Origin of the sequence: Pseudomonas sp. PP3 (assembly GCF_905336995.1) — a bacterium.
Classification (GTDB): Bacteria; Pseudomonadota; Gammaproteobacteria; order Pseudomonadales; family Pseudomonadaceae; genus Aquipseudomonas; species Aquipseudomonas reinekei.
The window spans coordinates 4644390-4669817 of record NZ_HG995459.1 but is presented as its reverse complement, the minus strand read 5'-3'; the positions used below and the strand labels follow the sequence as shown (position 1 = coordinate 4669817).

Here is a 25428-nt window from a genome sequence, read left to right as displayed (position 1 = left end):
GCTTACAGACATAAAAAAACCCCGCCTGGGTTCACCAGGCGGGGCTTTTTATTGACCGATGGAATCAGACGAGTGGTTTAGGCTCGTGTTCTTTTTCCTCGGCTTGTTCGTGTTGCTCTACCGCTTCCTGAACGGAGCGTGGCGCTTCCTCGATCACCGATTCAGCCTGCTCGGCGGCGACTTCGGCAACAGGGGCAGGCGCTGCCTCGACCACTTCAGCAACAGCGGTATCAGCCTGAGCAGCAGCGGCAGCCAATTCGGCTTCCTTCTGCAGGCGCTCTTCTTCACGCTTGCGACGACGCACTTCACGCGGGTCGTTTGGCGCGCGGCCGCTTGGTGTCAGGGCGCTGACCGGAGCGGCTGCAACGACAGGTGCTGGCGCTTCGGCAACAACCGGTGTTTCTACCACGGGTGCTGGCTCGGCAGCTGCAACAACCGGCTCGGAAACCACCGCTTCAGCTACTTCGGCTTGAGCAACCGGCGCTGGAGCAGGCGTTTCAGCAACGGCTGGCTCGGCTACCCAGTTGAACGCAGTTTGCTCTTCGCGAACTTCACGAACGGTTTCGGTCACGGTTTCAGCAACGGTTTCAACCACCGGTTCTGCAACCTCGGCAGGTGCTTGGGTAACAACAACCGGCTCGACAGCTGCTTCAACTACTGGCTGGGCTTCTGGCGCCAGGGCCACTTCGATTTCCGGCGAAGCGGTCACTTCTACCGGCGTGGTCGCTTCAACGACTGGCGCTTCAACCGGAGCAGTTTCCAGGGTGGCGGCAGTGGCGCGTTCGGCTTGCTCGTTGGCTTGTGCTTCGGCCGGAGCGCTGATCACGGTGCTGGCAACGGCTGCGGTTACCGCCAGGCCGGCGGCCAGGTCGGCAGTGCTTGGTGCTTCAGCGTTATCGCCGGCTTCGGACTCTTCCGAACCTTCGATCACGTTGCCGTTGGCATCACGTTGACGCTCGCGACGGTTGCTGCGGCGACGCTGGCCACGGGAGCGACGGCGTGGACGATCGCCTTCGGCGCCTTCCTGACCTTCTTCCTGCAGTTGCTCTTCGTTGGTCGGCAGCTCTTCTTCGGCTACAGCGGCAGCGGCCTGCTCGGCACGTGGCTGACGTTCTTCACGCGGTGGGCGTGGCGCGCGTTCTTCACGTGGCTGACGGGCCGGACGCTCTTCAGCATTGGCAGTTACAGCAGCAGCGGCAGCTGGAGCGGCATCCAGTGGCTCACGCAGTTCACGAACGCGTTCTTCACGCTCGCCACGTGGCTTGCGATCTTCGCGTGGAGCGCGCGGTGCACGTTCTTCACGCGGTGCGCGTGGAGCACGTTCTTCACGGGCTACGGCTGGCGTCTCTTCACGGGCTTCGCGTGGCTGACGCTCTTCGCGTGGTTCGCGTGGTGCGCGTTCTTCACGCGGTGCACGTTCCTCGCGCGGCTTGCGTTCTTCATCGCGGCGGCCGTTACGGTTGCGGCTCTGCTGACGACCGTTGCGACGCTCTTCATTGCGAGCTGGGCGCTCGGTGGCCGGCTTCTCAACTACTACGGGAGCCGCTGGCTCTTCCTTGGTAGCGAACAGGCTGACCAGCGACTTCACCAGGCCTTTGAACAGGCTTGGCTCTGGCGCGGCGGCGGGTGCGGCAACCGGGGCTGCCACTTCGGTCGGAACCGGAGCATTGGCGCGGGCTGGTGCAGTCTTGACCGCAGCTTCCTGGCGAACCAGGGTGCGGGTCGCGGCAGCTGGCTGAACTTCTTCAACTTCGGCGGCGGCAGCGGCGATTTCGTAGCTGGACTGGTTGGTCGCGGCTTCCGGGCTGTCGTCACGCAGACGTTGCACTTCGAAGTGCGGCGTTTCGAGGTGATCGTTCGGCAGAATGACGATGCGGGCACGGGTGCGCAGTTCGATCTTGGTGATCGAGTTGCGTTTTTCGTTGAGCAGGAACGCGGCCACCGGGATCGGCACTTGTGCGCGAACTTCGGCGGTGCGGTCTTTCAGGGCTTCTTCTTCGATCAGGCGCAGGATCGCCAGAGACAGCGATTCAACGTCACGGATGATGCCGGTGCCGTTGCAACGCGGGCAAACGATGCCGCTGCTTTCGCCCAGGGATGGACGCAGGCGCTGACGGGACATTTCCAGCAGGCCGAATCGCGAGATGCGACCGACTTGCACGCGAGCGCGGTCGGCTTCCAGGCATTCGCGGACTTTTTCTTCCACGGCGCGCTGGTTCTTGGCAGGGGTCATGTCGATGAAGTCGATGACGATCAGGCCGCCGATGTCGCGCAGGCGCAACTGACGGGCGATTTCTTCGGCGGCTTCAAGGTTGGTCTGCAGGGCGGTTTCTTCGATATCGCTGCCTTTGGTGGCGCGCGCCGAGTTGATGTCGATGGACACCAGGGCTTCGGTCGGATCGATAACGATGGAGCCGCCGGAAGGCAGTTCGACCACGCGCTGGAAGGCGGTTTCGATCTGGCTTTCGATCTGGAAACGGTTGAACAGCGGAACGCTGTCTTCGTACAGTTTGATCTTGCTGGCGTACTGCGGCATCACCTGGCGAATGAAGGTCAGGGCTTCGTCCTGGGCTTCAACGCTGTCGATCAGCACTTCGCCGATGTCCTGGCGCAGGTAATCGCGGATGGCGCGGATGATCACGTTGCTTTCCTGGTAGATCAGGAACGGCGCGGCGCGGTCAAGCGAGGCTTCTTTGATGGCGGTCCACAGTTGCAGCAGGTAGTCGAGGTCCCACTGCATTTCTTCGCTGCTGCGGCCCAGGCCGGCAGTGCGCACGATCAGACCCATGTCGGCCGGGGCAACCAGGCCGTTCAGCGCTTCACGCAGTTCGTTGCGCTCTTCGCCTTCGATGCGACGGGAGATACCGCCGGCACGCGGGTTGTTCGGCATCAGCACCAGGTAACGGCCGGCCAGGCTGATGAAGGTGGTCAGGGCTGCGCCCTTGTTGCCACGTTCTTCTTTTTCGACCTGAACGATGACTTCCTGGCCTTCGCTCAGGACGTCCTTGATGTTGACGCGACCTTCCGGGGCTTTCTTGAAGTATTCGCGGGAGATTTCTTTGAGGGGCAGGAAGCCGTGGCGCTCGGAGCCGAAATCGACAAAGGCAGCCTCAAGGCTTGGTTCGATGCGAGTAATCCGGCCTTTATAGATGTTGGCCTTCTTCTGCTCGCGTGCACCGGATTCGATGTCCAGGTCGTAGAGGCGTTGGCCATCTACCAGTGCAACACGCAACTCTTCGGGTTGAGTTGCGTTAATCAGCATTCTTTTCATGTAGTACCGTCGGTTTCCGGGCTGCCGGAAACGGCGTTCGGCACACACGACTTCTCACGGTCGGTGTCAGGTGCGTCGGGAGTGGTTGGCCATTCCCGTGTCCAGCGATGTCCGGCCAATGAGGGCCTGCATCGCGACGTACGCGTCCTGCTTGCTGTGGCTACTTAAGCACTCAGTCAGGAGGAGGAATCAACCGGCGGCTGTGGACGAGATGAAGCGTCTTGATAAAGCCTATTGCTACACAGTCCAGCGGTTGTGCATCTCCACCCTACACGTATCCCTGATAATTCGGGTGCTGCCGCGCGCAGAATCCGCAGCGGGTTGGCATTTACCGTGAGCTCCGAAAGGGGAGGTCACGCATCATGGCTAATTTAGGCGGTGTTTCCGAAGCGTTCGCTCGGGGTCATTCGCAGCTGACTGCACTTTGTGAACTGGCCGTGAATATGGCTCGCAAAACGAGTGAGAACTCTGCTTTACGGCGTGATTCAGGCCTCATGTCACCTGCGCTCGTTACACCTGCAAACTCCACCGTTACGTAGCGAAAGCCCCGTAGGACGGCCTCGCGTCCTGGTGAATTGCGTTGGTCAGGGCCGGTTTTTGACCGTTGGTCCGCTGTCCAGGCCGCTTTTGGCGGCGTTCGCGACTATAGCAGCAATGATTAAGTGCTTCAATTCCATAAAAAATTGTTATCATCCGCGCCATGACGACTACTGCCCCTTCGACCCCAGGCGTCCAACTGCTTGAGGTCTCGCCGGAATATGCCGGCCAACGTATTGATAACTTCCTTCTCGCTCGGCTCAAAGGCGTGCCCAAGACCTTGATTTATCGCATTTTGCGCAAAGGCGAAGTGCGGGTGAATAAAGGTCGGATCAAGCCCGAATACAAGCTGCAGGCGGGCGATATCGTGCGCGTGCCGCCGGTTCGCGTGCCTGAGCGCGACGAACCGGTGCCGCTGGCGCAAGGCCTGCTGCAGCGACTCGAGGCCTCGATTGTCTACGAAGACAAGGCGCTGCTCGTGATCAACAAGCCTTGTGGCATTGCCGTTCACGGCGGCAGCGGCTTGAATTACGGGGTCATCGAAGCCTTTCGTCAGTTGCGCCCCGATTGCAAGGAGCTCGAGCTGGTTCACCGCCTGGACCGTGACACCTCCGGCCTGCTGATGATCGCCAAGAAGCGCAGCATGCTGCGTCACTTGCACACGGCCTTGCGCGGTGATGGCGTCGACAAGCGCTATATGGCGCTGGTTCGCGGTAACTGGGCGTCTTCGATCAAGCAAGTCCGGGCCGCGCTCGGCAAGAGCAATCTGCGCTCCGGCGAGCGTATGGTCGAGGTCGACGAGGAGGAGGGCAAGGAGTCTGTGACCGTGTTCAAGGTCCTGCGTCGTTTCGGCGACTTTGCCACCCTGATCGAAGCCAAGCCGATCACTGGTCGCACCCACCAGATCCGCGTCCACACCTTGCACGCCGGGCACTGCATCGCCGGCGACACCAAGTACGGCGATGACGATTTCAGTAAGGAAATCCGTGATCTGGGCGGCAAGCGCCTGTTCCTGCACGCCTACATGCTGACCGTGCCGCTGCCCGATGGCGGTGAACTCAAGTTGCAGGCGCCGGTCGACGAGATGTGGGCCAAAACCGTGGAGCGCCTGAGTGCACCCATCTGATTACAAACTGCTGATTTTCGATTGGGATGGCACACTGGCCGATTCCATTGGTCGGATTGTCGAGGCGATGCATGTCGCCTCCGAACGATCCGGCTTTCAACTCTGCGATGACTTTGCCGTCAAGGGCATCATCGGGCTGGGGCTGCCGGAAGCGATCCGTACGCTGTACCCGCAAATCAGCGATGCCGAGTTGATCGCCTTTCGCGAGCACTACGCCGACCACTACATTGCCTCAGAGGCTGTGCCTTCTCCGTTGTTCGAGGGGGTGGTGGCGTCGATGGAAGCGTTTCGTGCCGAGGGTTATCACCTGGCAGTCGCAACGGGCAAGGCGCGCCGTGGGCTGGATCGGGTGCTGAAAGCGCACGGTTGGGCGGACTATTTCGATATCACCCGGGCCGCTGACGAAACTGCCAGCAAGCCCCACCCGTTGATGCTTGAACAGATCCTTGCGCATTGCGAGGTTCGCCCGGAGCAGGCGCTGATGGTCGGCGACTCGTCCTTCGATTTGCAGATGGCGCGCAACGCCGGCATGGATTCGGTGGCGGTCAGCTACGGCGCCCAGTCGATCGAGGCGTTGAAACTGTTTGAGCCACGCTTGGCGATTGATCACTTTTCAGAATTGCACGCCTGGCTGAGTCAGCGGGCTTAATACGTTTTTGCTGGGGTAGATGGCATGACCGACGAATGGAAAGCGCCCGCAAAGGCGAGTGCAGAGAGCGGTGACGAAAAGAGCTGGAAGCTGCTGGAAAAGACCTTGCTGGCAGGTGTGCAGGAGCAGCGTCGCTCCCGTCGCTGGGGGATTTTCTTCAAGTTGCTGACGTTCGTGTACCTGTTTGGCGCGCTGTTGCTGTTCTCGCCGCTGATGGACATGGAAAAAGCCGCTACCCGCAGCGGCAACTACACCGCGCTGATCGATATCACCGGCATGATCGCCGACAAGGAACCGGCCAGCGCCGACAATATCGTTGGCAGTCTGCGTGCCGCCTTCGAAGACAAGAAGGTCAAGGGTGTCATCCTGCGCATCAATAGTCCGGGTGGCAGTCCTGTGCAGTCAGGTTACGTTTATGACGAGATCCGTCGTCTGCGCGCTCTGCACCCCGATACCAAGTTGTACGCGGTGATTTCCGACCTCGGTGCCTCCGGCGCCTATTACATTGCCAGTGCCGCCGATCAGATCTACGCCGACAAGGCGAGTCTGGTGGGCTCCATCGGTGTGACGGCGGCCGGTTACGGTTTTGTCGGCACCATGGAGAAGCTGGGTGTCGAGCGTCGCACCTACACTTCGGGTGAGCACAAATCGTTCCTCGATCCGTTCCAGCCGCAAAAGCCTGAAGAGACTGCGTTCTGGCAGGGCGTGCTCGATACCACGCACAAGCAGTTCATCAACAGTGTCAAGCAGGGTCGTGGCGATCGCCTGAAGGATAAAGAGCATCCGGAGCTGTTTTCCGGGTTGGTCTGGTCTGGCGAGCAGGCGCTGCCGCTGGGGTTGGTGGATGGCCTGGGTAACGCCAGTTCGGTCGCGCGTGATGTGATTGGTGAAAAGGAACTGGTGGATTTCACGGTCCAGGAGTCGCCATTCGACCGCTTCTCGAAAAAACTCGGTGCCAGCGTGGCTGAGCATTTGGCGATGTGGATGGGGTTTAACGGTCCGTCGTTGCGCTGATTTCCGAAAGCACAGAAAAACCGGCCATTGCCGGTTTTTTTGTCGCCACGGGCCCCGTAAGGGCTGGCATGCCAGTAATGAAGTCCTGAAGCTCAAGGCAGGATTCAACATCGATCGCCAGCCAGCCAGCCAGCTCCTGCGGAGGGTGTGTTCAGGGGATTTGCACGCCCTCGGCCAGCAGCATGTCCACAAGGCGAATCAGCGGCAGGCCGACAAGGCTGGTGGCGTCAGGGCCTTCGGTGCTTCGAAACAGGCTTACACCCAAACCTTCGGCCTTGAAACTGCCTGCGCAGTCGTACGGCTGCTCGGTGTGCAGGTAGCGTTCGATGTGTGCGGCGTCGAGTGTGCGCATGTGTACGGTGAAGGGCACGCAGTCGACCTGGCAATGGCCCGTCTGGCTATTGAGCAGCGCCAGGCCGGTGAGGAAGGTCACGCTGGCACCGCTGGAGGCCAGCAGTTGTTCGCGGGCCTTTTCGAAGGTGTGGGGTTTGCCGATGATCCTGTCGCCGAGCACGGCGACCTGGTCGGAGCCGATGATCAAATGAGCGTCATGGCTGTGCGCCAGTGCGCGGGCTTTTTGCTCTGCAAGGCGTTTTACCAGATCAATGGCAGCCTCGCCCGGACGATGACTTTCGTCGATATCCGGTGAGCTGCAAGTGAATGGCAGCCGCAGGCGGGCCAGCAAATCCCGGCGATAGACCGAGCTGGAAGCGAGTAATAAAGGCAGCATGCGCATCTCCAAATGGCAGGTGCGAATTCTAGCGAGGCTTCCAAGTGACGGACAGGGCTGAATTTCCTTTGACATGGGCGGGTGCATCCCTATAATGCTGCGCCTATGTTGAATGACCCGATTCCACCTCACGTTGACCCGCGCAAATTGGCTGATCGTGGCACCACCCTTCAAGGTGAAATGCTGCTGGCCGATTTGGAGAGACTCTGCGACCCGCTTTCCGACAATGTCGGTACGGTGCAGGCTAAATTCGTTTTTGAACGAGATGAACGTAAATCTGTGGTAATCCACAGCTTTATCGACACTGAAGTCAAAATGGTTTGCCAGCGTTGTCTTGAGCTGGTCACCCTGCCGATCCATAGCGAATGCAGTTATGCTGTGGTGAAGGAGGGTGCGAATACCCAGTCGTTGCCGAAAGGTTATGACGTGCTGGAACTGGGCGAAGATCCATTGGATCTGCAGTCACTGATCGAGGAGGAGCTTCTGCTCGCCTTGCCCATTGTGCCTGCTCATCATCCGGAAGAATGCCAGCAGCCGGCGGGAGCAGATGAGCCCGAACCGAGCGAGGACGAGGTAACGCGGTCCAACCCGTTCAGTGTATTGGCGCAGTTAAAGCGTGACCCAAACGTTTAGGAGTTAATCAATTATGGCTGTTCAGCAGAACAAAAAATCCCGCTCTGCCCGTGACATGCGCCGTTCGCACGACGCTCTCGAGGCTAGCACCCTGTCTGTAGAAAAAACCACTGGTGAAGTTCACCTGCGTCACCACGTATCGCCAGAAGGCGTATACCGTGGCCGTAAAGTGATCGACAAGGGCGCTGACGAGTAATCACTTGTCCGCTCAAGTCATCGCGATTGACGCAATGGGCGGGGACTTCGGTCCCCGCAGCATTGTCCAGGCCAGCATCGCTTGCCTGTCTGCTACGCCCTCGCTGCACCTGACCCTCGTCGGTCAACCCTCCCTCCTTGAAGAATTGATCGCTGGCCAATCGGCTGTGGATCGCGCGCGCCTGTCGATTACTCCGGCGTCCGAAGTCATCACCATGGACGAAAAACCTGCCCAGGCCCTGCGTGGCAAGCCTGATTCGTCCATGCGCGTCGCGCTTGAGTTGTTGCGTGACGGCAAGGTCCAGGCGTGTGTCAGTGCCGGCAATACCGGGGCGTTGATGGCGTTGTCGCGGTTCGTGCTCAAGACGTTGCCGGGCATCGATCGTCCGGCCATGGTTGCGGCGATTCCGACGCAGAAGGGCTATTGCCAGTTGCTCGATCTGGGCGCCAATGTCGATTGCAGTGCTGAACACCTGTTGCAGTTTGCAGTGATGGGTTCGGTCGCGGCGGAAACCCTGGGTATCGTTCGTCCCCGGGTGGCCTTGTTGAACATCGGCACCGAGGACATCAAGGGCAATCAGCAGGTCAAGCTGGCTGCAACCTTGTTGCAAAGTGCGCGTGGTATCAACTACATCGGTTTTGTCGAAGGTGACGGTTTGTACCGCGGTGAGGCGGATGTCGTGGTGTGCGACGGTTTTGTCGGCAATATCCTGCTCAAGTCCAGCGAAGGGCTGGCGACCATGATTGCCGCGCGCATCGAGGCATTGTTCAAGAAAAGCCTGCCTTCGCGCATGGTGGGGGCGTTGGCGTTACCGCTGATGAAGCGTCTGCAAGCAGATCTGGCGCCAGCGCGACATAACGGCGCGAGCTTCCTCGGTTTGCAGGGCATTGTCGTGAAAAGCCACGGTTCCGCCGGGGTGCAGGGTTTTCAGAGTGCTATTTCCCGTGCCTTGATCGAAATTCAGGAAAATCTGCCAGAACGCATCCACGGTCGTCTGGAGGATTTGTTGCTTTAGGCGTTTTCGTCGGACAATGCTTAAATGTGACCGCTCAGTTCAATTGGCCATCCAACTGTCAGTTTCTTGCGTCCCCCCTAAGCGGGACGTCAATTCTCCGACGACAAGATCATTAGGGGCTTGTTACATGTCTTCTTCCCTCGCATTCGTCTTTCCGGGACAGGGTTCGCAGTCCCTCGGCATGTTGGCCGAGTTGGGCGCGCAACATCCGGTTGTCCTCGAAACATTCAAAGAAGCTTCCGATGCTCTGGGTTACGACCTGTGGGCACTGACCCAGCAAGGGCCGGAAGAGCAACTCAATCAAACCGATAAAACCCAGCCGGCCATTCTGACCGCTTCGATCGCCCTGTGGCGCTTGTGGCTGGCGGAAGGCGGCGCGCGCCCGGCTTATGTTGCCGGTCACAGCCTGGGTGAATACAGCGCACTGGTTGCTGCTGGCAGCCTGAGCCTCGGCGACGCGGTGAAGCTGGTCGAGCGTCGCGGTCAGCTGATGCAGGAAGCCGTTCCGGCCGGGCAGGGCGGCATGGCCGCGATCCTCGGTCTGGACGATGCCGATGTGCTGGCAGCCTGCGCCGAAGCGGCGCAAGGCGAAGTGGTAAGCGCGGTCAATTTCAACTCCCCTGGCCAGGTGGTTATCGCCGGTGCCAAGGCTGCGGTCGAACGTGCCATTGAAGGCTGCAAGGCGCGTGGCGCCAAGCGCGCCATGCCGTTGCCGGTCAGCGTGCCGTCGCACTGCGAGCTGATGCGTCCGGCAGCCGAGCGTTTCGCCGAGTCGATCGCCGCGATCGACTGGCAGGCGCCGCAGATTCCTGTCGTGCAGAACGTCAGTGCCGCAGTGCCTGCCGACCTGGAAACCCTCAAGCGCGATCTGCTTGAGCAGCTTTACAAGCCTGTACGCTGGGTCGAGTCGGTCCAGGCACTGGCAGCCAAGGGCGCGACCCATCTGGTCGAGTGCGGTCCTGGCAAAGTACTCGCCGGCCTGAACAAACGCTGCGCCGAAGGCGTATCGACTTCCAACCTCAATACCCCAGACGCTTTCGCTGCCGCCCGTGCAGCGCTGGCCTGAATCAGGAGAAACTTGCATGAGTCTGCAAGGTAAAGTTGCACTGGTCACCGGTGCAAGCCGTGGCATCGGCCAGGCTATCGCCCTGGAACTGGGTCGTCAGGGCGCCATTGTTGTTGGCACCGCGACCTCCGCTTCGGGTGCCGAGCGTATTGCCGCCACTCTGAAAGAAAACGGCATCCAGGGTACCGGCCTTGAGCTCAACGTGACCAGCGACGAGTCCGTGGCGGCTGTCCTGGCGAGCATCCAGGAGCAGTTTGGTGCGCCGGCGATCCTGGTCAACAATGCCGGTATCACCCGCGATAACCTGATGATGCGCATGAAAGACGACGAGTGGCATGACGTTGTCGATACCAACCTGAACAGTCTGTTCCGCCTGTCCAAGGGCGTTTTGCGCGGTATGACCAAAGCCCGTTGGGGACGAATTATCAGTATTGGCTCGGTTGTGGGTGCCATGGGCAACGCAGGCCAAGTAAACTACGCTGCCGCCAAGGCCGGTCTGGAAGGTTTCAGCCGTGCACTGGCGCGTGAAGTCGGTTCGCGTTCGATTACGGTAAACTCGGTGGCCCCAGGGTTCATCGATACCGATATGACCCGCGAACTGCCCGAGGCACAGCGTGAAGCCTTGCAGACGCAGATTCCGCTGGGTCGTCTGGGACAAGCTCAAGAGATCGCGTCTGTGGTCGCTTTTCTTGCCTCCGACGGTGCGGCTTACGTTACTGGGGCTACAATCCCGGTGAACGGCGGGATGTACATGAGTTAAATGTGACGGATTGCTTCAAAAAAATGTCATACGAGCTGTCTAAAATCCGTTATAAAGCTGCAATCTATTTATAGGCAGAGGGTCACCGGGTTTGAGGAGTGAAGCTTTCAGTTGAAAAGCTGAAAAGTCTTTCTATACACTTACCCACTGGCCAGCTGCCTGAATTTGTCCATTAGGAGTGAAAACAAGGTATGAGCACCATCGAAGAGCGCGTCAAGAAAATCGTTGCCGAGCAACTGGGCGTTAAAGAAGAAGAAGTGGTCAACACTGCTTCCTTCGTTGAAGACCTGGGTGCTGACTCCCTTGACACCGTTGAGCTGGTGATGGCTCTGGAAGAGGAATTCGAGACCGAAATCCCTGACGAAGAAGCTGAGAAGATCACTACTGTACAAGCTGCAATCGACTACGTTACTAGCCACCAGGCGTAATAGTTTGTAATCGTTGCTTGCTGTCATGGAAAAACCGCACTGCCATCATGGCGTGCGGTTTTTTCTTTAGGCCTGATGCAAAGTCGTCATTTGAAAAAGGAGAGTGCTGTGTCGCGTAGACGCGTCGTAGTCACCGGTATGGGTATGTTGTCGCCACTGGGCACGGATGTGCCAAGCAGCTGGCAGGGCATTCTGGCTGGCCGCAGTGGCATTGGTCTGATCGAACACACCGACCTTTCTGCCTATTCCACCCGTTTTGGCGGCTCGGTAAAGGGCTTCAATGTCGAGGAATACCTGTCACTCAAGGAAGCACGCAAGCTCGACCTGTTTATTCAGTACGGTCTGGCCGCAGGTTTTCAGGCAGTGCGCAATGCCGGTCTGGAAGTCACCGACGCCAACCGTGAGCGCATTGGCGTGGCGATGGGTTCGGGCATTGGCGGACTGACCAATATCGAAGAAACCAGCCGCACGCTGCACGAGACCGGTCCACGACGGATTTCTCCGTTTTTCGTACCTGGCTCGATCATCAATATGATTTCCGGTTTCCTGTCCATCCACCTGGGTGCACAGGGACCTAACTATGCCATCGCCACGGCGTGTACCACCGGTACCCACTGCATCGGCATGGCAGCCCGCAACATCATGTACGACGAAGCCGACGTGATGATCGCCGGCGGCGCCGAAATGGCCGCTTGTGGCCTCGGCATGGGTGGCTTCGGTGCCTCCCGCGCACTGTCGACCCGCAACGACGAGCCGACCCGCGCCAGCCGTCCATGGGACAAGGGCCGTGATGGCTTCGTTTTGTCCAACGGTGCCGGTGCGCTGGTTCTGGAAGAGCTGGAGCATGCCAAGGCCCGTGGTGCGACCATCTATGCCGAGCTGATCGGTTTCGGTACCAGCGGCGATGCTTACCACATGACCTCGCCACCTGCCGATGGCGCCGGGGCGGCCCGCTGCATCACCAATGCGCTGCGCGATGCCAAGGTCAATGGCGATCAAGTGCAGTACATCAATGCCCACGGTACGTCGACCCCTGCCGGCGACCTCGCGGAAGTCAACGCGATCAAGTCGGTGTTTGGCGAGCACGCGTACAACGTGGCTGTCAGCTCGACCAAGTCGATGACCGGTCACCTGCTCGGCGCAGCCGGTGCGGTTGAGGCGATCTTCAGCGTGCTGTCGATCAACAGCCAGGTGGCTCCACCGACCATCAACCTGGATGAGCCGGACGAAGGCTGCGATCTCGATTTCGTGCCGCACACTGCGCGCAACATGGAAATCGATGTGGTCCTGTCCAACTCCTTCGGTTTTGGCGGCACCAATGGCTCGCTGGTGTTCCGCCGGTTCGCAGGCTGATGGACACCTGGGTCGACGGTCAACCGGCTGACGCACTGTCGCTGAAAGATCGCGGCCTGGCGTACGGCGATGGTCTTTTCGAGACCATCGCGGTACGTAACGGCTCCCCGGTACTGCTGGATCGTCATCTGGGGCGTCTGGCCAAGGGCTGCCAGCGGCTGGCGATCAACCTCGATCATGAGGCAGTGGTCAGGGAGCTGGTGACCTGCGCCGGGGATTTGCAGGAAGGTGTGCTCAAACTGATCGTGACCCGTGGCGACAGCCTGCGCGGTTACGCATTTGATCCCTCGGTCCAGGCCCGTCGCATTTTGTCGGGTAATCCCCCGGCGACTTACCCGAAGACCCATAGAGAACAAGGCATTCGTCTGTTTCCCTGCGCCACGCGACTTTCCATTCAGCCTCTGCTCGCCGGTCTCAAACACTTGAACCGTCTCGAACAGGTGATGGCGCGCGCCGAATGGCAGGACTCCGAACATGCCGAAGGTCTGATGCTCGATCAGGACGGTCGAGTGATTGAAGGTGTGTTCAGCAACCTGTTCCTGGTGCGCGACGGCGTGCTGATCACCGCCGATCTCAAACGCTGCGGCGTAGAAGGCGTGATGCGTGCCGAATTATTGTTTCAAGCCGAGTCACTGGGCATCCCCACAGAAATCACCGATATCACGCTGGAGCAGCTGCAGCAGGCCGACGAGGTGTTTGTCTGCAACAGTGTCTATGGCGTTTGGCCGGTGCAAGCCTATGCCGCACTGAGCTGGCCGGTTGGGCCGCTCACCCGTAAACTCCAAACCATTGCCTGCGCGCTACTGGATGCTTGATACGTGAGACGTAAATTCTTGCTGCTGCTGGAAACCGGACTGGTTCTGGCGGGGCTGATGTTGGGCGCTTCTGCCTGGAAAATTCATTCGGCGCTGGTTCAGCCGCTGAACATTACTCAGGAAGAACTGTTGGAGGTGCCCAAAGGCACCACGCCGAACCGCACCCTCTTGCGAATGGAAGCCGACGGCGTCATCAAGGACGCATTCTGGCTACGCGTGTACTGGCGCTTCAACCTGCCCAAGCAGCCGTTGCACAGCGGCGAATACCGCATGACGCCCGGCATGACTGTCGAAGGCCTTATCGACCTGTGGAAGCGCGGGGAAATGGTCCAATACAGCCTGACCCTGGTTGAGGGCTGGAATTTCCATCAAGTCCGTGCGGCGCTGGCCAAAGAGGAAAAAATCGAGCAAACCCTCAACGGCCTGAGCGACAGCCAGGTCATGGACAAGCTCGGCCATACCGGAATTTTCCCGGAAGGGCGGTTCTTCCCCGACACCTACCGTTTCGTACGTGGCATGACCGACGTCGAGCTGCTGAAGACCGCCTATGACCGTCTCGACGAAGTCCTGGCCAAGGAATGGAATCAGCGCGCAACCGATTTGCCTTACAGCGGCCCGTATCAGGCCCTGATCATGGCCTCGTTGGTCGAGAAGGAAACCGGCGTGCCGCAGGAGCGCGGGCAGATTGCCGGCGTGTTCGTGCGGCGCATGGCCATCGGCATGATGCTGCAAACCGATCCGACCGTAATCTACGGGCTGGGCGACCGTTACAGCGGCAAGCTCACGCGCGCCCATCTCAAGGAAGCGACGCCTTACAACACCTACATGATTTCCGGTTTGCCGCCGACCCCGATTGCCATGGTCGGCCGCGAAGCGATCCACGCGGCGTTGAATCCGGTGGATGGCAGCAGCCTCTATTTCGTCGCTCGCGGTGATGGCAGTCATGTGTTTTCCGATGACCTGGATACCCATAACAACGCCGTGCGAGAGTATCAACTCAAGCGTCGCGCCGATTACCGCTCCAGCCCGGCACCAGTGACCGCGCCGGAATCGCCGGAGGCTCCGGTTGAGGAACCTCAGGCTGAGCCGGAGCAGGCGCCAATCCCGGCTGCATCACCTGACACCGCTCCCGAGACTTTACCGCAAGTACCGCCGCAAGCACCTGCGCCTGAACCTGCACCAACGCCCGCACCGGATGCAGCCGCGCCGCAAAACTCGCAATGACTCTGACTAAGGACTGCCTGTGACTGGCTTGTTTATTACGCTGGAAGGCCCGGAAGGCGCCGGCAAGAGCACCAATCGTGAATACCTGGCCGAGCGCCTGCGCGCCGCCGGTATCGAGGTCGTGCTGACCCGCGAGCCGGGCGGTACTCCGTTGGCCGAGCGTATCCGTGAAGTGCTGCTGGCGCCGGTCGATGAAGTGATGAATCCGGACACCGAATTGCTCTTGGTATTTGCGGCCCGTGCCCAGCATCTGGCCGAGGTGATTCGCCCGGCGCTGGCCCGTGGTGCAGTGGTCTTGTGTGATCGTTTCACGAACTTCTTATTTTCTGTTGGTAGTAAACGTAAACCAAAGACAGATTCTCGTTTCCACCCTCTTCAGAAAACGTTTCTTGCCTAGAAATCCCTATATACATGGGTTTCTGGTTTCAGAAGTCCGCTGCTTGATCCCATTATAGTAATGGTAATTTTCAAAAAGTAAACCCCCGTGCTCGCGCTCTGGTACGAAAAATCAAACGTAAACCCGAAACGCCCGTTTCTTCCGCTAGTGGCCCCCATGTCCTAGCCTCATGCGACTCGAAACCCAATAAATATGGGCTCATTCCACGTTTACGTTTTCATTTTATCGCGCCATCAACGACCGCCAAGCGCTTATCCGCTTTTTGCTCCAAGCCAATAGTCAACAACAGGCGATGGGCCCACCGTGCTCAGGACTGCCCACAAACCCCGCAGCGTGGATGCCGTGGGTAATGGCAACGCTGGAAATGGAAGCACCGGATTGCAAGCACTCCTGAACAACTTGGGCATCGAACGGTTTTGGGGTAAGAGCTTCGTTGGCGCATGGAAATCTTGGCGATCAGGGTGATCAGGGTGATCGCGCCCGCTTAAAAATACGCGGCCACCATCGCCCTTAATGCTGGAGCTCGGCAGGTCTGTTTGCCATCCGCTTACACAGTACCGGCATTCTTGGTATTGCCAGGCATACCCGGAGCCTTCATTTTCGGTCCTTTGTCTACAAACCGACTTCGAAGCTCCCCGCGCTATGTACAGAAATCGTTTTACTCGGTCGTGCCCGGTTCAATAAGTCTTTAGTGCGATCGCCATCCTGCATGTAATGCGGATTGAGGGCTCAGCGAAGAGGTCTAGTGGAGAGGAAGCATGCCTGAGAGGTGATTCATCAGATCGGTAATTTCGGCTTTTACCGTTAATGAGGAGCCTTGGCGAGATACCGTTGTACCGTTGACTTAGAAACGTCCAATTCTCGAGCTATCTCTGAATTAGATAGTCCTTTTTGCTTCAGTTGTGGAGCAAGTTTTAGTCTTTCACTTGCAGCGAGGTTGGAAGGTCGTCCATGTTTGCGTGGCATACCGCCGCTGGAGATCAACTCGATCACTCCAGTCTCTTTCAACGTCTCTAGCTTCCTCGAGATCCGCTCCAATGCGACATCTGTCGCCTCCTCAGAAAGCAAAGAAGTTGTTAGGAGCATTAGAACAGTGGGCTCAGCGTCCAGCATTTTTGACATTTTCAAAAGCATTTCGATCGAAACGTTCCCTTTGCCGCGCTCCACGCGGCTCAGGTAAGAGCGATCAATTAAAGGTAGATCGTCCTGGGACATTCCTGATTTCTGTCTCAAGGCCCGGACAACGGCCGCAAATGCTTCGCTGAGAGACATTTATGATCCTCTACAAAACAGAGGATAAAGCCACATTGCGTTGACCCATAACACGTCATATAATCCCTTTTGTGGGTCGATCGGTTTCGTCATTCATGAAAAGGCAATGCTCGAGGTAGTGTCGCTTCCGTGAGCTTTCCTAACGGTGATGCGCTTAAACATATGACATGTATTGACGGGAATGAAGCATGGGACTCGAAGAAATCCAAGCAGCCATCGAGCTCCTCTCTACCACTGGAGAGCCACGCTCTGGATCTGGAGAAAACCCAAGAAGCGCTAATTCATATCGCGCAAACCCGCTTCCCAAACAAAGGTTTTTGCATCGTCTAGCAGTGGACGATCGTGCGTGCGATAGCGAGCGATGCGGATCTCACAAAAATCAACGTACATGGCCACCTGTCGCTCTTCGTTTTCGCCGAAAAAGTCATCCTCGACAGCCGAGGACGCTTCGATTACGGAAATTGGGTGCGCAGCACCATGGCCATTTCATTCCAAGATGGCTTTCTCTTTGAAACCAAAAACACGGTGTACGTTTTGGCGGGAGACGGCGACGAAAGGTCAGCCAGTCTCGCGTCGATACTGTCTCTTTATCAGTGATGTCAGCTGCAACAGCGGCCTGTAGATCCACGGGAATGTGAAATGTTTAGAAGTCATGAAACTGTTGCCGAGGGCACTCCTAATATTTTTGGGGATGGGTATTCGAACTGGCGGATGTTTGAACGCCACTTGGCTCATCCTTGGTATCACGTCGTCCTTCAGGAGCGCTTGGAGGGCACGGTATGGTCAAGCACCATGATGATTAGTGACGTCGATATGCTCGAAGAAATACTTTCCAAACAAACCAGCGAGTTTGTCGTTACGGAAATTCAGGTCGTCACGCCTGGGTGGATGAACAAAGCCGGCAAATGGATTATGGAGGGGCTTTCGGGGTTGCTGGTCGGATATGACTCTAGTGGTGCTCGTGTTTGCCTTCATAACATTGGCGACGAAAAGGCTTATACGGATGCCCCAGGCTGTCTTGTTGACCCTCACTCTCTCAAAGGGCTTCGAGTGATTTTTTAATCCGAGTACGTAAATCGCAGCCTCTCCTGGCAAGGCGCGCCATGGTCGGAGGCCGCCTGCCACAGCTGTATGCAATGTACAACTAAAAAGAAAGTGGTCGTCTGCTATGAAAATTCAGATTTACTCAGATCTGCACCTCGGCTTCGCTCCATTCGATCCAGCCCCAAGCCACGCGGACGTAGTCATTCTCGCTGGCGATATTGATATCAAATCTCGCGGCGTGAACTGGGCAAACGACACATTCCAGTGCCCGGTAATTTACGTTTGCGGAAATCATGAGTACTACGGCGGCCACATTGATCACACGCTGCGAAAAATGAAAGAGGCGGCTGCTGCTCACGTGCACGTCCTCGAAAACGAAGTATTGATACTCAATCAGACGAGGTTTTTGGTCACGACTGCATGGACAGATTACTCGTCGACCGGAGATGTCGTTGCCGCGAAACGAGTCGCTTGGGACTGGATGAACGATTTCACCGTGATCAGAACCGATGAAAATTTCCGACGTTTACGTCCTGATGACTTGATCGCTAAATCACAGGCGGCGTACACCTGGCTTACTGAGGAATTGAGCAATCCCTTCGCCGGGAAAACTGTCGTCGTCACGCACCATGCCCCTACGTCGGAATACGTAAGTGGGGATTTTCCAGAACACCTCGTTGCTGCGTACGCAAACAATTGGCCGGAGCTTCTGGAGAAGGCCGATCTGTGGATTTATGGACATACCCACATCGCTGCGGATTTCGTTAAAGGAGGATGCCGCGTTGTGTCAAATCCTCGCGGATACCCGAGTGAAGACACCGGTTTCGATCAGGAGCTCCTGATCGACATTTGATGAACGGAATTCAGCGATGAACGTCAGCAATTTGGGTTTTTTCCTACGTTTTAGCGCTGGGATGAACCTATTAGCGATCAAAACCTAAATCGATCTCGAGAATTTCACATGGTCACATTAGAAGACATTTCCCAGCTTCTTTACGGAGCAGGACAGGAAGCACCTGGCTGGCAGGGCACCGAAGATGAGCTGATTGCATTGGCAGCAAAAACATTTCCCGGCAAAGCATTCTGTGTGGTGAAGCAGTGGATCCTGATCGACCTCACGGTTAACCCTGCTGAGAAAGAAAAGCTCTCCCGGCTCGGTCTACTTCCGGCGACGCTTTTCGCACACGAAATCGTACTGGACAGTAAAGGTCGCTTCCAACCTAGCATGTGGGTGCGCAGTAATTTCGGCGTGTCTTTCACTGAAGGCTGCATGTTTGAAACCAAAAATACTGTCTATCTTCTGCTTGGGCCAGGATTGAGCAAAGAGGCTAGCATTGGGGCTGCTTTTTCGATGAGGGCAGGGTAAGCGATGCTTGCCGACGGTTTATTCACGGTCGTTTTGGAGCTTGTGTTGGATGCCTGAAGTAATTGAGCTGGAATTTCATAGCAAAGATGTCAGCGAATTTCAGCTGAGCCGTTTGGTTCGAGCAAGCATTCGCAAATACACGGTGCCTGTCAAGGCATTTATCAGCGACGCTTTCATTGCAGATGACACATGCGTCGGGGTGTCATTCGATCACTCTGAGAAGGATGATGCCTACCACAGAGCTGATGGTTCTATCCTTCGCACAGGTAAAATTCAGTCGGCGAGGAAAGAAGGGCGATTTTGGTTGCTCGAGACTCAAGATGGTAATTACGTCATCGCTAGCTTCAGGCGAGACCTCGGAAGAGCTAGCTTTTTAAAGCTTCTCCAGTCCGCCGATAGATTCTAATCGGTAGTATGAAAGCCATCCTTTGATCACTTGGTAGGGCCGTGTCATATGCCAGATGAACGATGGTCAGTCGTTAGGGCAATAGCCCATTTTGACGAGTTGCTCGACCAGATGATCACGACTCGCAAACCAGTTTTCGTAGAGGGAGAACGCGGGACTGCGGTGCTTATTTCAATGGAGGAATGGCTGTCGATTCAGGACAAGCTCATTGCTCGAGCTCCGTTAGACCGATGAAAAGTCGCTTGCTAGCCCGCTTACGGTTTTCATTAGCAGCGCTCCGAGTGACCCGTGCGGAGCGCTTCAAACTGACTCTATCCTGTGACGCTGGTTTTATCATCGCACGGCTCACAGCGGCCTTGGCTTAGTAACCGTACTCGTTCAACAGTTTTTGCAAAAACTCACGCCGCCGTTGGACGGTGCTCAAAATGAGATAGTCGCGCTCGGTGTCTCTCGTCGACAAATGCCCAGCGTCCACAAGACCGTGGATATAGCCTTCGGCTTTGCCCCTAGCTTCGAGCAATGCCTCTTTCGATGTGCTTTTGTAGATGTCTCCAGCGATGAGCTCCCACCGCTTGTTCTGACGGTGCCCTACGGGGTCATCGGAAAATTTCGGAGCATTGATCAGATTGTTAAAATCGGCATGTGCGTTTGGTGTGTTCAAAGCAGATTCTCGGAACGTTGATAACTGAGCGGAGGTTATCATGCGCACACTAAATCGCTTGTTGTTGGCTGGTTTACGTAGGCGCTGGCGCGAAGGAGCGATTTCAATGATGGTGCCCGCTATCGGTGGCACCTTCGAACATTGCGGAGCGTTCAGGCAGTGCTATTCAGTGAGTACGTTCCTAGCCCGGAGTCCGATATGGGATACCTCAGCCTAGAGGACATCTACCCCGATGACGTAGAAAAATATGGCCATATGAGGGTAGGAATGACCGATCTCTACGTTAAAGACAATCACGCGGTTTATGGTGTGGTTACGCGTGGCGAATATCGCGAGCTGACCAGCAGTCTGCTGCGTGATGAAACGGTGCAAATGATCATCAGCGCTAAGCTCGCCGTATTGCCAGAGGACTACGACCCGTGGATTAGGCGGATCGAACGCAATCGCGCCTTACGCGCTAGGTACGGGGGAAAATTCGATCCCTGGGGGGACAACTGAAAGCGCCCACGTCTTGCTGTTAGGTTTACAGCAGGCCATTTCCCGATTGAACGTGTAGCGCAGTAAAGGCTAGGCGCTTAAGCGAAGAAACAATTGCATTACCACTTGGGAACTGCGCTCCGGCTCGCCGCTATTCTGATTAGCCAAATGCATCGTTTTGGCGACAATGCTTGCGGTGTTACCGGCATCGACCCATATACATGGATGGGCATGCTGCTGATTTTGATCGCGGGCTTAATGGTTTTTCAGGGTCAAAAGGAGGCTCGATAAACGATTTTTGGCCAGCCAAAAGGTTTCCCGCATAGCCGGTTCGGATCGAATCTGCATTTACATTCGAAAGAATTTCTCTACTCAGCCGCCTAGCGTGGACTTAACAAATAGTCTCCGCCCGAGAGCTCGTGCAGCGTTCAAATGCGTTGACGGATTAACCGTCTCCGAGTCGAGTAACAGTTCGGAGTTCACGACGCGGGCGCCACAATAATCGAAGATCCCATGGTCAATTTGCGTTTTCATGGCATGGGCATAGCCGTGCCGCTCTTAGGTTGCCCGATCGGCACCGCCGACACCGACGAGATGAACTTGCAGGTGATGAAGCTTCTTCACCAGCTTGGCGTCTGAACTGAAATCGAAAGCCCAACCATTGGAGAAGACACGATCAATCCATCCCTTCAAAAGCGCTGGCATTGACCACCAATAAACGGGGTAGACCAACACAAGGGCATCGGCTCGATCAATCCGTAACTGTTCGGCGACAACGTCGGCGGGAGGCAGGGCTTCTCTGTGGTGAACAGCAAGGTCTGCATCCGTAAATCGTGGATCAAAGCCTTGCGCAGAAAGGTCAGCGATTTCAGATGAGTTCCCAGAGTCCACTTCGGACAGGCCTCTGGAGATTTGTGCAGCCAGAGCATGGGTGAGTGATTCAGTATTGTGATGGGCAACAACGATGAGCGCATGCATATCGGAAGTCCTACTGTTGATTGAGCGTGAAGGGTGGAAGGTTATATACTCGTGGTAGGTTACTCTTGGTAAGTTACTTTTGGTATATAGACATGTCAAGCATCGAGAAAGCACGGGAAGATTTCGGTTCGCAGCCGCGCCGCCGTATGTCTCGGGAAGATAGAAAGCGTCAGTTACTGGATGTCGCTTGGCGGCTAGTGCGGGAGGAAGGGACTGAGGCTCTCACGCTCGGACGGCTTGCCAAGCAAGCGGGCGTGACAAAACCGGTGGTCTACGATCATTTCAAAACGCGTCCTGGGCTGCTCGCAGCGCTCTATCAAGAGTTCGATGCTCGCCAGACTAAACTCATGGATGCCGCGCTTCAGGCGAGCGAGCCCAACTTGCGGGACAGGGCGACCGTCATTGCATCATCTTACGTTGACTGTGTGCTTCTCCAAGGTAATGAAATTCCTGGCGTGATCGCGGCGTTGGCCAGCTCACCTGAGCTTGAGAATATCAAACGCGAATACGAAGCGATTTTCATGGACAAGTGCCGGATGGCGCTTTCTGCTTTCAAAAAAGACCGTGACATCTCGCACGCCGGTCTTCGGGCGATGCTTGGTGCAGCCGAAGCGCTTTCTCATGCCGCTGCAATCGGCGAAATCACATCCATACAAGCAAAAGATGAGCTCTTTGAATTGATTGTTGCGATGACTGAGAGACATACGCGCGGGCGTGAGCAATGATCGCCTCAGGCCGTAAAGAAAAACCTGGTTAAACCGGTGCCATTGGCGGCTTACATTTTTACCAAAAACACAGATTCGGCTATGACCATCATTGATGACATTCAGTCCGGCGACGCCCAATTGAACGGCGTAATGCCTAGCCCGATCTGACATTTCCCATTAGCAAATTATAAGTTTAGGTGGGTTACGTAAGAAATCGAAAATCTTCCCGGATGACGTTAATGCATACTGGGAAAATCAGATTTTTCACAACTATGTTGACTACGCTTTTTCAGTTGAGTTTGAGGGGGGAACCAATTGCTGAAGCTTGCTGCTACCAAGCGCTGCGCCATTATGTGTGCGGAAGCCGTTTGGTGGCTATGCCATCGTAGAATATTCGCGGACTACTTGGTGACCGAAGAACGGAGGTCTTCCAAATCATGGAAATTGGCAAGTTTACCAAACCGATGCTCAATCCCTGCGCCGCGCGTTCAGGCGTCAAGCTTACATATTCTGAAAAAAATTAATGTTAGAGTGAATCTGCGCAGTACATCGCGTTCGGTTATCCGTATGGAGAGCTGTCTTTCGGCGGGAACGTAGAGACTTCGAAAAATGGCTCAGCCATATTTTTTCGTTTCATTTTAACCCTCTTAGCGTAAATCTCTGATCTCGAATATACTCCTAGCGAATTGTCTAACTGAGGTCTGTCATGTCAAAACTCGCCGAATTCCGCCAACTAGAGAAACACCTCGCAGAGCAGCTCCAAGCGCTCGAAGCCCTGAAGGGCGATGCTGGCCTTAAGAAAGAAATCGAATTCGAAACCAAACTGCGTGATTTGCTCGCAAAATACGGCTACAGCTTGAAGGACGTGATCAACCTGCTTGATCCGCAAGTAGGGCGTCGCGTTCCAGCCGTCGAGACCAAAGCCGGCAGCCGAAAGCCGCGCCAGGTGAAGATCTACAAAAACCCTCACACCGGTGAAGTCGTTGAAACCAAGGGCGGCAATCACAAAACGCTGAAGGAATGGAAAGCTGAACACGGCTCAGCGACAGTGGAGTCGTGGTTGGCCAAGTAATCGTTACTGCAAAAAGGCCCTTCTGGGCCTTTTTTTGTACGCGTATTCCAACCAATTCCTGCTTTAGCTGTTTTTCCGGAAAAGCAGCCATGTAGCTTGAAAATACTATGAGGCAGATAGTTAGAGAACGGTCTCCGGTCAATGCGTTTGTTCTGGGGTAGTGCTGTGGTTACCGCTATTTTTATAACTCTGCGCGAGCACATCTGTACCATGCCCCATGCCCAGCAGCACTTTACCGAGTCTATTACAGAGCACGTCGATACTATATTCGCTCCTGCTGAGCTTCTATCGTACGTCTAAACGCAGCCCTAAATGGAAGCTTTACACTGCTGCCTCGCTGTATAGCGGCTTTAGACTCTATCAAAACAAGTAGGAGCACAGTTCAGAACTCTTGGTCGCTAGTCGAGCGACACTGCGGTTCGATGAAGGGCATATTCGTTGGCGGACGCTGGCCAGTGCATGCTGGCCGACGCCTCAGCATTTCATTCATTGGAACCACGTGAAAAGGGTTGTGCCACGTTGTTTGAACGTACGGTCGAAGCTCGCTTGAGCGTGTTGGGCCAGGGTTTAGGCACAGGATACCTGAACCTAATGAAGTCTTTGTCGGCTTAACAAAAAACAGTCAGTTTTTTTATATCCGAAGAGCCTCATTGTGCTGCCATAACAGAGCAAATAAACCGGAGCTTGAGCATGAACAAACTTACAACAGTGGCTGGTGCCCCCGTCGTTGATAACCAAAACTCGCAATCTGCAGGGCCACGTGGGCCGCTAATGTTGCAGGACGTATGGTTGTTGGAGAAACTGGCTCATTTTGATCGCGAAGTAATCCCCGAGCGACGTATGCACGCTAAAGGTTCTGGTGCCTTTGGTACCTTCACGGTTACTCACGACATCAGTCGCTATAGCAAGGCCAGGGTATTCTCAGAGGTCGGCAAGAAGACTGACATTTTTATGCGATTTTCAACTGTGGCCGGTGAGCGTGGCGCTGCTGACGCCGAGCGTGATATTCGAGGTTTCGCCGTAAAGTTTTATACGGAGCAGGGCAACTGGGACTTGGTTGGCAACAACACCCCCGTGTTCTTTCTGCGCGACCCATTGAAATTTCCTGATCTGAACCACGCCGTAAAGCGTGATCCTCGCACTAACCTGCGCAGCGCAGAGAACAATTGGGACTTCTGGACTTCGCTACCCGAAGCTTTGCACCAGGTCACCGTGGTAATGAGCGATCGCGGTCTACCCAAATCACACCGCCACATGCACGGTTTCGGTAGCCATACGTTCAGTTTCATTAGTCCTCAGAATGAGCGGTTCTGGATCAAATTCACCCTCAAGACCCAGCAAGGGATCGAGAATCTCACTGACCAAGAGGCCGCCGACTTAGTCGCCGGCGACCGCGAAACTCATCAACGTGACCTGTATGACAGCATCGAAAAAGGCGATTTTCCTAAGTGGAAGATGTTTGTTCAGATCATGCCCGAGCAAGACGCTAGCACCTATAGAATCCATCCCTTCGACTTGACCAAGGTCTGGCCACACGCCGATTATCCGTTGATCGAGGTCGGAGTGCTTGAACTGAACCGCAACCCGGAAAACTATTTCCACGATGTTGAACAAGCAGCGTTCAGTCCGGCCAACGTGGTTCCGGGCATCAGCTTCTCGCCAGACAGAATGCTGCAGGGACGCCTTTTTTCCTACGGAGATGCACAGCGTTATCGCCTAGGTGTCAATCATCACCAAATTCCAGTTAACGCCCCGAAATGCCCGGTCAATAGCTACCATCGAGACGGACAAATGCGCGTCAGCGGTAATGGTGGCGGCATGATCGGGTACGAGCCAAATACCAAAGGTGCGTGGGTAGAACAGCCAGACTTTTCCGAACCTTCATTGGCGTTGAACGGTGCAGCTGCTAACTGGAACTACCGCGAGGACGATGACGATTATTACTCTCAGCCGGGCGCTCTGTTTCGCTTAATGACACCTTCGCAACAGCGGGCGCTGTTTGACAACACGGCGCGCGCTATCAATGGGGCTTCGGCATTGGTGAAACAGCGTCATATCGATAATTGCACCAAGGCTGATCCGGAGTATGGCGCTGGCGTAGCAGCTGCAATCGAGCGGTTGGGCTAAGCAATAATAAAAGAGGCCTCCCCAGGCAACGCATTTCTTGCTTCGAGCCGTTAGTCGCTGAAAGTGCATCGCGCTTAAGGGGCGGCATTCGCATCCTTGGTTCG

Annotated in this window: 25 protein-coding genes and 2 pseudogenes; 22 read left to right on the top strand and 5 right to left on the bottom strand. The window is 56.1% G+C overall.

Going from position 1 to position 25428, the window contains the following annotated elements:
- Positions 1 to 64: 64 nt before the first annotated feature.
- A complete protein-coding gene (gene rne / locus KHO07_RS21260) occupies positions 65 to 3271 on the bottom strand; it encodes a ribonuclease E (RefSeq protein WP_212625456.1) in 3207 nt (1068 codons plus the stop codon).
- A 700-nt stretch (positions 3272 to 3971) separates the two neighbouring features.
- Here rne and rluC point away from each other — a divergent pair.
- From rluC to KHO07_RS21245, 3 genes are read left to right on the top strand one after another with little or no spacing between them, the layout of a single operon-like run.
- Positions 3972 to 4934 carry a 23S rRNA pseudouridine(955/2504/2580) synthase RluC gene (rluC, locus tag KHO07_RS21255; RefSeq protein ID WP_150732332.1) on the top strand — a complete coding sequence of 321 codons (963 nt, stop codon included), beginning with the start codon at positions 3972 to 3974 and terminating at the stop codon, positions 4932 to 4934.
- Positions 4921 to 5583 (top strand): HAD-IA family hydrolase, encoded by a 663-nt coding sequence (locus tag KHO07_RS21250; RefSeq protein ID WP_150732333.1) that lies wholly within the window; start codon positions 4921 to 4923, stop codon positions 5581 to 5583. Before rluC ends, KHO07_RS21250 begins: the two co-directional genes overlap by 14 nt.
- 24 nt (positions 5584 to 5607) lie before the next feature.
- On the top strand, positions 5608 to 6597 hold the full coding sequence (locus KHO07_RS21245; protein ID WP_150732334.1) for a S49 family peptidase: 990 nt from the start codon (positions 5608 to 5610) through the stop codon (positions 6595 to 6597).
- A 151-nt stretch (positions 6598 to 6748) separates the two neighbouring features.
- On the opposite strand, the gene KHO07_RS21240 is transcribed toward KHO07_RS21245, so the two are convergent.
- Positions 6749 to 7327, bottom strand: coding sequence for a nucleoside triphosphate pyrophosphatase (locus tag KHO07_RS21240; protein ID WP_212625455.1), 579 nt, complete (start codon positions 7325 to 7327; stop codon positions 6749 to 6751).
- Between the two features lie 105 nt (positions 7328 to 7432).
- Between KHO07_RS21240 and KHO07_RS21235 the strand changes: the two genes are divergently transcribed.
- The 10 genes and pseudogenes from KHO07_RS21235 to tmk form a co-directional block, all read left to right on the top strand.
- On the top strand, positions 7433 to 7960 hold the full coding sequence (locus KHO07_RS21235; protein ID WP_007942001.1) for a YceD family protein: 528 nt from the start codon (positions 7433 to 7435) through the stop codon (positions 7958 to 7960).
- Positions 7961 to 7973: 13 nt separating this feature from the next.
- A complete protein-coding gene (gene rpmF / locus KHO07_RS21230) occupies positions 7974 to 8156 on the top strand; it encodes a 50S ribosomal protein L32 (RefSeq protein ID WP_003179396.1) in 183 nt (60 codons plus the stop codon).
- Positions 8157 to 8160: 4 nt separating this feature from the next.
- The gene (plsX, locus tag KHO07_RS21225; protein WP_150732336.1) at positions 8161 to 9171 is read left to right on the top strand and encodes a phosphate acyltransferase PlsX; all 1011 of its coding nucleotides are present in this window, start codon (positions 8161 to 8163) and stop codon (positions 9169 to 9171) included.
- 127 nt (positions 9172 to 9298) lie between these two features.
- Complete coding sequence (gene fabD / locus KHO07_RS21220) at positions 9299 to 10237, top strand: ACP S-malonyltransferase (protein ID WP_212625454.1); 939 nt, start codon at positions 9299 to 9301, stop codon at positions 10235 to 10237.
- Positions 10238 to 10253: 16 nt separating this feature from the next.
- Entirely contained in the window at positions 10254 to 10997 is a 744-nt protein-coding gene (gene fabG / locus KHO07_RS21215) for a 3-oxoacyl-ACP reductase FabG (RefSeq protein ID WP_007942004.1), read from the top strand.
- A gap of 191 nt (positions 10998 to 11188) precedes the next feature.
- Positions 11189 to 11425, top strand: coding sequence for an acyl carrier protein (gene acpP, locus KHO07_RS21210; RefSeq protein ID WP_003175607.1), 237 nt, complete (start codon positions 11189 to 11191; stop codon positions 11423 to 11425).
- Positions 11426 to 11533: 108 nt separating this feature from the next.
- Positions 11534 to 12778 carry a beta-ketoacyl-ACP synthase II gene (gene fabF / locus KHO07_RS21205; RefSeq protein ID WP_212625453.1) on the top strand — a complete coding sequence of 415 codons (1245 nt, stop codon included), beginning with the start codon at positions 11534 to 11536 and terminating at the stop codon, positions 12776 to 12778.
- Positions 12778 to 13593 carry an aminodeoxychorismate lyase gene (pabC, locus tag KHO07_RS21200; protein ID WP_150732339.1) on the top strand — a complete coding sequence of 272 codons (816 nt, stop codon included), beginning with the start codon at positions 12778 to 12780 and terminating at the stop codon, positions 13591 to 13593. Before fabF ends, pabC begins: the two co-directional genes overlap by 1 nt.
- Positions 13594 to 13596: 3 nt before the next feature.
- Complete coding sequence (gene mltG, locus KHO07_RS21195) at positions 13597 to 14817, top strand: endolytic transglycosylase MltG (protein ID WP_212625452.1); 1221 nt, start codon at positions 13597 to 13599, stop codon at positions 14815 to 14817.
- 19 nt (positions 14818 to 14836) lie between these two features.
- Positions 14837 to 15133, top strand: a pseudogene (gene tmk, locus KHO07_RS21190) (dTMP kinase); the annotation flags it as partial.
- A gap of 885 nt (positions 15134 to 16018) precedes the next feature.
- Here tmk and KHO07_RS21185 read toward each other — a convergent pair.
- A complete protein-coding gene (locus KHO07_RS21185) occupies positions 16019 to 16486 on the bottom strand; it encodes a helix-turn-helix transcriptional regulator (protein WP_212625451.1) in 468 nt (155 codons plus the stop codon).
- Positions 16487 to 16828: 342 nt separating this feature from the next.
- Here KHO07_RS21185 and KHO07_RS21180 point away from each other — a divergent pair, with 342 nt between their 5' ends.
- The 5 genes from KHO07_RS21180 to KHO07_RS21160 all read left to right on the top strand — a co-directional run bounded on the left by KHO07_RS21180 (position 16829) and on the right by KHO07_RS21160 (position 19302).
- On the top strand, positions 16829 to 17083 hold the full coding sequence (locus KHO07_RS21180) for a hypothetical protein (RefSeq protein ID WP_212625450.1): 255 nt from the start codon (positions 16829 to 16831) through the stop codon (positions 17081 to 17083).
- A gap of 42 nt (positions 17084 to 17125) precedes the next feature.
- Complete coding sequence (locus KHO07_RS21175) at positions 17126 to 17548, top strand: hypothetical protein (protein ID WP_053154046.1); 423 nt, start codon at positions 17126 to 17128, stop codon at positions 17546 to 17548.
- A gap of 106 nt (positions 17549 to 17654) precedes the next feature.
- Positions 17655 to 18383: a metallophosphoesterase family protein gene (locus KHO07_RS21170; protein ID WP_212625449.1), complete on the top strand. Its 729-nt coding sequence runs from the start codon at positions 17655 to 17657 to the stop codon at positions 18381 to 18383.
- Positions 18384 to 18491: 108 nt separating this feature from the next.
- Positions 18492 to 18896, top strand: a complete 405-nt coding sequence (locus tag KHO07_RS21165; protein ID WP_212625448.1) for a hypothetical protein — start codon at positions 18492 to 18494, stop codon at positions 18894 to 18896.
- 49 nt (positions 18897 to 18945) lie between these two features.
- Positions 18946 to 19302: a hypothetical protein gene (locus KHO07_RS21160; protein WP_244858242.1), complete on the top strand. Its 357-nt coding sequence runs from the start codon at positions 18946 to 18948 to the stop codon at positions 19300 to 19302.
- A 361-nt stretch (positions 19303 to 19663) separates the two neighbouring features.
- On the opposite strand, the gene KHO07_RS21155 is transcribed toward KHO07_RS21160, so the two are convergent.
- Complete coding sequence (locus KHO07_RS21155; protein WP_212625447.1) at positions 19664 to 19963, bottom strand: hypothetical protein; 300 nt, start codon at positions 19961 to 19963, stop codon at positions 19664 to 19666.
- A 267-nt stretch (positions 19964 to 20230) separates the two neighbouring features.
- On the opposite strand from KHO07_RS21155, the gene KHO07_RS21150 reads away from it, so the two are divergent.
- Positions 20231 to 20461: a hypothetical protein gene (locus KHO07_RS21150; RefSeq protein WP_244858241.1), complete on the top strand. Its 231-nt coding sequence runs from the start codon at positions 20231 to 20233 to the stop codon at positions 20459 to 20461.
- 351 nt (positions 20462 to 20812) lie between these two features.
- Here KHO07_RS21150 and KHO07_RS21145 read toward each other — a convergent pair.
- A pseudogene (locus KHO07_RS21145) lies at positions 20813 to 21418 on the bottom strand (NAD(P)H-dependent oxidoreductase).
- A gap of 92 nt (positions 21419 to 21510) precedes the next feature.
- Between KHO07_RS21145 and KHO07_RS21140 the strand changes: the two are divergent.
- The 3 genes from KHO07_RS21140 to KHO07_RS21125 all read left to right on the top strand — a co-directional run bounded on the left by KHO07_RS21140 (position 21511) and on the right by KHO07_RS21125 (position 25324).
- Positions 21511 to 22143: a TetR/AcrR family transcriptional regulator gene (locus tag KHO07_RS21140; RefSeq protein ID WP_212625445.1), complete on the top strand. Its 633-nt coding sequence runs from the start codon at positions 21511 to 21513 to the stop codon at positions 22141 to 22143.
- 688 nt (positions 22144 to 22831) lie between these two features.
- Positions 22832 to 23197, top strand: coding sequence for a histone-like nucleoid-structuring protein, MvaT/MvaU family (locus tag KHO07_RS21130; RefSeq protein WP_212625444.1), 366 nt, complete (start codon positions 22832 to 22834; stop codon positions 23195 to 23197).
- Between the two features lie 690 nt (positions 23198 to 23887).
- Complete coding sequence (locus KHO07_RS21125) at positions 23888 to 25324, top strand: catalase (RefSeq protein ID WP_212625443.1); 1437 nt, start codon at positions 23888 to 23890, stop codon at positions 25322 to 25324.
- Positions 25325 to 25428: the final 104 nt, after the last annotated feature.

Bases quoted from the DNA above. Each gene is read 5' to 3' on its own strand.
- rne (WP_212625456.1), bottom strand. From the start codon at position 3,271: ATGAAAAGAATGCTGATTAACGCAACTCAACCCGAAGAGTTGCGTGTT.
- rluC (WP_150732332.1), top strand. From the start codon at position 3,972: ATGACGACTACTGCCCCTTCGACCCCAGGCGTCCAACTGCTTGAGGTC.
- KHO07_RS21245 (WP_150732334.1), top strand. From the start codon at position 5,608: ATGACCGACGAATGGAAAGCGCCCGCAAAGGCGAGTGCAGAGAGCGGT.
- KHO07_RS21240 (WP_212625455.1), bottom strand. From the start codon at position 7,327: ATGCTGCCTTTATTACTCGCTTCCAGCTCGGTCTATCGCCGGGATTTG.
- KHO07_RS21235 (WP_007942001.1), top strand. From the start codon at position 7,433: ATGTTGAATGACCCGATTCCACCTCACGTTGACCCGCGCAAATTGGCT.
- rpmF (WP_003179396.1), top strand. From the start codon at position 7,974: ATGGCTGTTCAGCAGAACAAAAAATCCCGCTCTGCCCGTGACATGCGC.
- fabD (WP_212625454.1), top strand. From the start codon at position 9,299: ATGTCTTCTTCCCTCGCATTCGTCTTTCCGGGACAGGGTTCGCAGTCC.
- fabG (WP_007942004.1), top strand. From the start codon at position 10,254: ATGAGTCTGCAAGGTAAAGTTGCACTGGTCACCGGTGCAAGCCGTGGC.
- acpP (WP_003175607.1), top strand. From the start codon at position 11,189: ATGAGCACCATCGAAGAGCGCGTCAAGAAAATCGTTGCCGAGCAACTG.
- pabC (WP_150732339.1), top strand. From the start codon at position 12,778: ATGGACACCTGGGTCGACGGTCAACCGGCTGACGCACTGTCGCTGAAA.
- KHO07_RS21185 (WP_212625451.1), bottom strand. From the start codon at position 16,486: ATGTCTCTCAGCGAAGCATTTGCGGCCGTTGTCCGGGCCTTGAGACAG.
- KHO07_RS21175 (WP_053154046.1), top strand. From the start codon at position 17,126: ATGTTTAGAAGTCATGAAACTGTTGCCGAGGGCACTCCTAATATTTTT.
- KHO07_RS21170 (WP_212625449.1), top strand. From the start codon at position 17,655: ATGAAAATTCAGATTTACTCAGATCTGCACCTCGGCTTCGCTCCATTC.
- KHO07_RS21165 (WP_212625448.1), top strand. From the start codon at position 18,492: ATGGTCACATTAGAAGACATTTCCCAGCTTCTTTACGGAGCAGGACAG.
- KHO07_RS21160 (WP_244858242.1), top strand. From the start codon at position 18,946: ATGCCTGAAGTAATTGAGCTGGAATTTCATAGCAAAGATGTCAGCGAA.
- KHO07_RS21150 (WP_244858241.1), top strand. From the start codon at position 20,231: ATGACCGATCTCTACGTTAAAGACAATCACGCGGTTTATGGTGTGGTT.
- KHO07_RS21140 (WP_212625445.1), top strand. From the start codon at position 21,511: ATGTCAAGCATCGAGAAAGCACGGGAAGATTTCGGTTCGCAGCCGCGC.
- KHO07_RS21130 (WP_212625444.1), top strand. From the start codon at position 22,832: ATGTCAAAACTCGCCGAATTCCGCCAACTAGAGAAACACCTCGCAGAG.
- KHO07_RS21125 (WP_212625443.1), top strand. From the start codon at position 23,888: ATGAACAAACTTACAACAGTGGCTGGTGCCCCCGTCGTTGATAACCAA.